Source organism: Nocardioides sp. (assembly GCF_004803405.1).
Classification (GTDB): Bacteria; Actinomycetota; Actinomycetes; order Propionibacteriales; family Nocardioidaceae; genus Nocardioides; species Nocardioides vastitatis.
The window spans coordinates 1-4,380 of sequence record NZ_SSXI01000241.1; the positions used below are offsets into that span (position 1 = coordinate 1).

The 4,380-nt window shown below is 65.1% G+C and carries 6 protein-coding genes; 2 read left to right on the top strand and 4 right to left on the bottom strand.

The annotated features are described in order from the left end of the window. Positions 1-418: hypothetical protein (locus E7Z54_RS17360; RefSeq protein ID WP_206056352.1), on the top strand; the 418-nt coding region annotated here is incomplete at its 5' end. 181 nt (positions 419-599) lie between these two features. On the opposite strand, the gene E7Z54_RS17365 is transcribed toward E7Z54_RS17360, so the two are convergent. From E7Z54_RS17365 to E7Z54_RS17375, 3 genes are all read right to left on the bottom strand, one after another. Then, positions 600-959 (bottom strand): GntR family transcriptional regulator, encoded by a 360-nt coding sequence (locus E7Z54_RS17365; protein ID WP_136435847.1) that lies wholly within the window; start codon positions 957-959, stop codon positions 600-602. Beyond that, positions 956-1,855 carry a hypothetical protein gene (locus tag E7Z54_RS17370; RefSeq protein ID WP_136435848.1) on the bottom strand — a complete coding sequence of 300 codons (900 nt, stop codon included), beginning with the start codon at positions 1,853-1,855 and terminating at the stop codon, positions 956-958. Before E7Z54_RS17370 ends, E7Z54_RS17365 begins: the two co-directional genes overlap by 4 nt. Before the next feature lie 726 nt (positions 1,856-2,581). Beyond that, positions 2,582-3,190 (bottom strand): hypothetical protein, encoded by a 609-nt coding sequence (locus E7Z54_RS17375; protein WP_136435850.1) that lies wholly within the window; start codon positions 3,188-3,190, stop codon positions 2,582-2,584. 200 nt (positions 3,191-3,390) lie between these two features. On the opposite strand from E7Z54_RS17375, the gene E7Z54_RS17380 reads away from it, so the two are divergent. Further along, positions 3,391-3,912 (top strand): hypothetical protein, encoded by a 522-nt coding sequence (locus E7Z54_RS17380; RefSeq protein ID WP_136435852.1) that lies wholly within the window; start codon positions 3,391-3,393, stop codon positions 3,910-3,912. Between the two features lie 123 nt (positions 3,913-4,035). On the opposite strand, the gene E7Z54_RS17385 is transcribed toward E7Z54_RS17380, so the two are convergent. Continuing rightward, the gene (locus E7Z54_RS17385) at positions 4,036-4,329 is read right to left on the bottom strand and encodes a hypothetical protein (RefSeq protein WP_136435854.1); all 294 of its coding nucleotides are present in this window, start codon (positions 4,327-4,329) and stop codon (positions 4,036-4,038) included. Positions 4,330-4,380 lie beyond the last annotated feature (51 nt).

Here is a 4,380-nt window from a genome sequence, read left to right on the forward strand (position 1 = left end):
ATCGACGCAGATCAGATGTCACCTATCCGTGCAGCAGACCCTGACGACCCCGAACCGCCGCTTGTGGCCGCCGCGCACTCTTGCGATCGGCGTTCTGGTGCTGTTGCTAGCGGTCGCCCTAGGGACGTACGCCGGTCTGCGAGCGCCGTGGGGCACCAAGCATCCGCAGGTCAAGGAAGGCATCGCCATGCGAGCCAACGGCGAGAACGATCTCGTGATGTTCGACGCTGAGGACGGCACGCAACTCACGCTCTACGCCGACAACCTGTGGTGGAAAACGGACAGCACCGAAGGGGAAGCCGATCCGCCGTGCCTCCAGAAACCTGGCAAGAAGTCAGACGTCGAGGTTGGCTTCCTGTGGATCGCGGGGCCCGACGGTTGTGCACGGCCTAAGGCCCTATGGGTCAAGTGCCTGTAGGTCACCGTTCGCGCGGTCGAGTCAGGTGGCGCGCGCCCGCTAGACACGCCCGCGAAGTTGCACGCTCTTGCCGCAACCAGGGCGGCTACGCGCGCCCGACTATGCCGCGTGCAGGGCCACTGGCACTACGCACGCTTATGCAGATCGATCGTGAACGACGGGTGTCATCCCGCGTCGGGCGTCAGCGGGGTGCCTTCTGGTCCAAGAGACCCTGCAGGAGCCGGACGGAGTCGACGGCGTCGAGGCCTAGGGTGCGAATACGTTCCAGATAGGCATGCGCCGCGGCCCGGGCTTCTTGTTCCACTCCGCTGCCGGAGACGAAGGTCCCGGCGCGACCGCGGGTCTCTACGAGGCCAGACGTCTCCAGTTCCCGATAGGCGCGGGCGACGGTGTTGATGGCGAGGCCGAGATCGGATGCGAGGCGGCGTACGGTCGGTAGGCGAGTCCCCGCCACCAACTCCCGGCCGTTGATCTGATCAGCGAGCTGCGCTCGCACCTGCTCGTAGGGGGGTACCGGGCTGGCGGGGTCCAGCGTGATCACTGCTGGCCCGCCGTTGGGATCGGGTCGCCGGGAAGCAGCACCTGACGCGGCGCGAGCATCGGCCAGAGACGCTTGCGGAACCAGAGGTGACCTGCGAGGACCTGAAGCGCATCCCAGAAGAAGCTGAAGATCGTGACGACGCCACTCACCAGCAGCGCCCCAGCCAGAACCGGGGACAGGTCGGTGGTTGAGACGTACTCCTCGGCGCAGAGCCAAGTCGGAATCGCCAGCCACATGGCCATAGTTCGTAGCTCATCGGCGCGCCATGCGTCCTGGAAGTACAGATGGGCGGCGTCCACGGCTTGCTGGGGTCTGTTTACGAGGATGTGGAACTGGAGCGGGTTGAGCATGGCGACGAGGGTCAGAATCAGTGCGCTGATCAGGGCGCCGGTGCCACCTTGATCAATCGAGCTCAGCACCGCTGCAAGTAGCAGGCTGGCTGTAAGTGCCTGACTCACGTAGCAGCAGAGCGCCGTGCGCGAGAGGTAGTCGGTGATGCCAACCGAGCGAGGCCGCGCTAGGACAGGCCGCCCCGGCGTGGGGGTGAACTCCCTCCCGGCCCGGTGCAACCGGAGTCCCGATTCGATGGTGAACAGGACAGCGACGGCGGCGAAAACCATCATCTTCGGTCCGGTGCCCCCGTCGATGGTCAGGAGAATCGCCAGAAGCAGCGGCAAGGCGAGGGCCACAGTTCGCCTGATCTGGCGGGTGGTTTCGCGGTCATACTGCGCCACGAATTCGACGTCGACATAGGCGAGATTGCGTATTGCGAATTCCCGACCTAGGACCTTCGCCAGCCGCGGCGCAGCAATGACGAGACCGATTCCGAGGGTCAGGAGGGGTAGTCCGACCATCGTCACGGTGAAGCCATCCAGCTCGTCTGCGTTCGCACCCATGGCGCCATGGTACATAAGAGAATTAGGTAGCAAGACAACACCTGAGACAATGCGCCACATGGGACGTCCCCGCGGGCGCGGTGCACTCGACCCCGACTGACGAGAATCCCAACCGAAGCGTCCGCTCGTGCCGCGTTGAGGGCTCAGAAAGTGCCTCAATAGCGCCGCCTGTGCCCGCCTGCATCCGATCGGTCCCGGCTACCGGATCCGCCGATGTGCGGAAATTACTGGCTGCGCTCCCGTTCCTCACGGACGTAGGCATGGGCTTCGCGTCGGCGAGCGGTCAACCAACCTTCAGCGTCTGCGTCGTAGCCGACGCAACGGTCGACCCAAGCGTCGAACTCGTCCGAGATCTGCTTGAGAGTGCGGACATAACGCCAGGCGGCCCATGGCCGATCAGGCGCCGGTCCGCTGTGCGAGAGGTCACGTCGAAACCGTGGAGGTACTGGAACGGCTGCATCGCGAGGACATCAGGACGGGTGTCGAACTCTGCGAACATGAGCGGCTCGGCTCACCCAGGCATCTCGCGTGAGACATCGCTGCGAGCCACAGCTTGCCAGCGAGTCGCAACTTCATCACGCGATCGCGGCGGCAGCGTCGTCATGCCGAGTATCCGCATGACTGGCGGGTCGAAGCCTCCGACCATCCGGCTGTCGGGTTGGAGCCGGCCGGCCGTACGACGCCTCGAGTGCGCTTGAACGTGCTGATGGCAGTGCCACGTACGTATCAGCGCCGAACAGGCGGAGGCCATGATCCTCGCGGCAACGTGTCTGGCCCGGGTTCGAAGAACGCATCTGTCAGACCAGGCTCGAGTCGTAGGTCTGACCAGGAGAACACTGTTGTGCCGTTCTCTGCGGCGGCGTGAGCCACCAGTCCGAGCTCCGCATCGACGGTGATCAGGGGGCAGCCGCCCTTCACCCAAGGGGCTGAGAACCGCCACGCCGGTCGTCCGTCGTAGGCGATCGCGTTTAGCGTGCGTTCGACCAGCTCGATGTCCTCGCGTAGCCAGCCATTCCAATACTCCTCGGGATAGGCATACATCAGTACCTCAAGTTCCGGAGGCACAGGTTGCCACCCTTGGCGGACGTACAGGTCAGGATCGCGGACTGGGTGGCGTCCGGCGCGCCAGAAGTGTTGGGGCCCGGCCGTGAAGTGCAATCGCCCCGAATCGGCCTCTTCGATGCGTCCCATCTTCCCCAGACGCCAGACACGCCAACGTCTTGACGAATCCGGGCCGAGTTCGGTGTACGAGCCGGAGTAACCCGTGGTCGGCTCGTTGCCCGCCACCAGGAGGTCGATCAATCCCTCAAACGTGGGTGTAGTCGCGCCCGTCATGCGATGAGTCTGTCCCAACCGTCCCCTTTTCGATGAGACGGGCGAACTGGTGGAAGTCGCGAATCGACCCAACGCGTAAGGGTCGCCGGCTCATGTCGCGGTCCACGCGCTCACGCCGAAATGTCGGCGCGCCGACTCGATAGGAACGCAATTCCTCGAAGAGCAGGTCTAACAGCGCTCTCTCGCGGCAGAATCGTCGGGTGACCGACACGCCGATGACTGAGCGCTGGGTCGCTAGACGTGACTCGGCGAATCAGGCTGCATGGGCCTTCCTCAAGCTGACCCTCCGTCGGCCGGCCTGGTGGGTGTATGTCGCCGTTGTCGAGCTTCTGTTGGCCCTCGGGTTGGGGTACTCCTTTGGCGATCGTTCCGGTATGGCGACGCGCGTGGTGTGGGGACCGGTGTTCGCAGTCGTACCCACGCTCGGCATCGCTGCCGTAGGTCTTGGCGTGGGCTACTTCCTGAATCGACGGATGTTCGGTCAGCGGTTGCGGGAGGGTGCGGTGTTCGAAGCGGGTATCGGCGAGCGCTCCCTAGCGCTGCGCGGACCCTGGGCAGACTGCGAGTTGTCGTTCGACGGGCTGGCATGGGTTCGCTCTAGCGGGGACTGGGTCTTCCTCAAGCAGAAGGGGTCGCCCGTCATCAGCGTGTGGTCCGCGGCGTTGTTTTTACCTGCCGACCTTGGCCGGCTGGAACTCAGCGTTGGGGCACGCAAGTCGTAGGCCGCCGGCACATCACCCGCTCGCGGTGGGCTCTCTGCCACCTCAGCATGGTGCCGTAGCAGCGGCATCCCGGCCTCCCGTCGACGCGTCACCTCGTGAGCCCGGCCCGGCTCGAACAGGCTGCTACTCCAGTGCGCGACGGACGGACGGGCTGCACCCGTACCGGCTAGTTGCGCCTTGCACGAGTTCACCGTGATCGAAGGCATGGCCGGGCCTAGTCAGCGACCGAGTTTGAGATACCGCGTGGCGTTCGAGCAGGTTCCGCACATGCACGTACTGGTCCCATTCCGGCACGCGGCCGGCGAGATGGCTGAGCGGGTACGGGCGGATGTCGATGCCCCGGCCGAGCAGGCGATCTTGCTGCTGCGCGGCGAACGCCCGATAGTCCCCGATGATGTCGCCGAACGGATCGGCCATCGCCGCCTCCTCTTCGCCGCTAGCGTACGACGGGGGGGGGGGGGGGGGGGG